Source organism: Muricoccus vinaceus, from assembly GCF_042433125.1.
In the GTDB taxonomy this organism is placed as follows: domain Bacteria; phylum Pseudomonadota; class Alphaproteobacteria; order Acetobacterales; family Acetobacteraceae; genus Roseomonas; species Roseomonas vinacea.
The window spans coordinates 1-1,394 of sequence record NZ_JBHLVZ010000112.1 but is presented as its reverse complement, the minus strand read 5'-3'; the positions used below and the strand labels follow the sequence as shown (position 1 = coordinate 1,394).

General features: G+C 64.8%; 2 protein-coding genes. One reads left to right on the top strand and one right to left on the bottom strand.

Annotated elements, in window-relative coordinates:
• The first annotated feature begins 377 nt into the window (after nucleotides 1-377).
• Nucleotides 378-1,034: an IS630 family transposase gene (locus tag ACFFIC_RS28205; protein ID WP_377056733.1), complete on the top strand. Its 657-nt coding sequence runs from the start codon at nucleotides 378-380 to the stop codon at nucleotides 1,032-1,034.
• A gap of 96 nt (nucleotides 1,035-1,130) precedes the next feature.
• Here the strand turns inward: ACFFIC_RS28205 and ACFFIC_RS28200 are convergent.
• A partial coding sequence (locus tag ACFFIC_RS28200; protein WP_377056731.1) for an integrase core domain-containing protein occupies nucleotides 1,131-1,394 on the bottom strand: 264 nt, incomplete at its 5' end.

Sequence of the window (1,394 nt, the reverse complement as noted above, 5' to 3'; positions counted from 1 at the left end):
GGACTGCCGACGAGGGCAACCAGACCAACCATGGCAAGAAGGAGTGATAATCTTAATTGCACGGCTGCACCCTGAACAGATGGGCTCATCTATGCAACCTCTCATCGCGTGTGGTGAGCACAAAGCAGACCACCCGCTGAGGCACACCCGTACGTCTGGCGTATGTCCTTGACGCACGCTCCTTTCGCTTTCTCTCATACCGGCCCGCGCCGGAACTGACTCGCACGTGATTTGGTGCGACGCGGAGGGAGCTGATTTGGTCGTGGTCTGACCTGGGCAGGGGCGGGCACGATAAACGGCAAGCGGCTTGCGATAGGTGGTGACCTGTCGGCGGCGGAGTTGCGCGGCGTGAACCGGACCGTGCTGCTGCGGCGCGCATGCAGGCGATCGCAGGTGCGCTGGAGGGTTTGACGCGGGCGGAGGCGGCACGTCTGGCGGACATGGAGCGGCAAGCGTTGCGCGATGCGGTGCTGCGCTACAACACCGAAGGCTTGGCAGGCCTGCACGACCGACCTCGACCCGGCTCCAAGCGGCGGCTGAACGAGGCGCGCCGGTCGGCCTTGCCCCAGATGATCCTGGACGGGCCGGAGGTGGAGACCACGGGTCTGTCCGCTTGGACCCTGGGAGAACCCTGCCGGGAGGCGGAGGCCCGCTGGGGAGTGCGTTATCACGAGGGCCACATGTCCAAGCTCGTGCGCGCGCTGGGCTTGTCACGGCAGAAGGCCCGACCCTCGCACCCCAAAGCTGATCCGGTCGCCCGGGAGGACTTCGCAAAAAAGGGGTTTCAGGGCGAACTGGACCGCATCAGGGCCAAGCACCCAGGCAAGCGCCTGACGCTCTGGTTCCAGGATGAGATGAGGTTTGGCCAGAAGGTCCGTGTGTGCCATCGCTGGTTCACCGTATGCGCCCGGCGAAAGCCGCGGCATCGGCGGTGGACAACGAGGCTGCGCCTGATCAGGCGGCGTTTCGCTGATCGAGGCGGAGCGGCAGGCCCTGGACGTTCCAGGGCAGGTGTCCGCCGTCAGGGCTCATGAGACAGGCGGAGGTGGTTGAGGAAAGGAGGGTTTCCGGCTCATCGTAACCGCCAGGGAACGTGACCTTCCCCCGCTGCAGTGGACGCGGGTTAAGGCCTACGCGGCCGCGGCGAGTTGTTCCATCTCCTTCGGGGCTTTGTAGCCGATCGCTGAATGGAGGCGCTGTCGATTATAGAAGCCTTCGATGAAGGCGAAGAGGGTGGATCGTGCGGCCTGTCGGGTGGGGAACGGCCCGTCCTCCTCGAATTCGGTTTCGAGGCTGCCGAGGAAGCTTTCCATGGGGGCGTTGTTCCAGCAATCACCCTTTCGGCTCATCGGGCAGAGCATGCCGTGTTTGGCCAGCAGGCGGCGGTCGTCGTG

Bases quoted from the DNA above. Each gene is read 5' to 3' on its own strand.
- ACFFIC_RS28205 (WP_377056733.1), top strand. From the start codon at position 378: ATGCAGGCGATCGCAGGTGCGCTGGAGGGTTTGACGCGGGCGGAGGCG.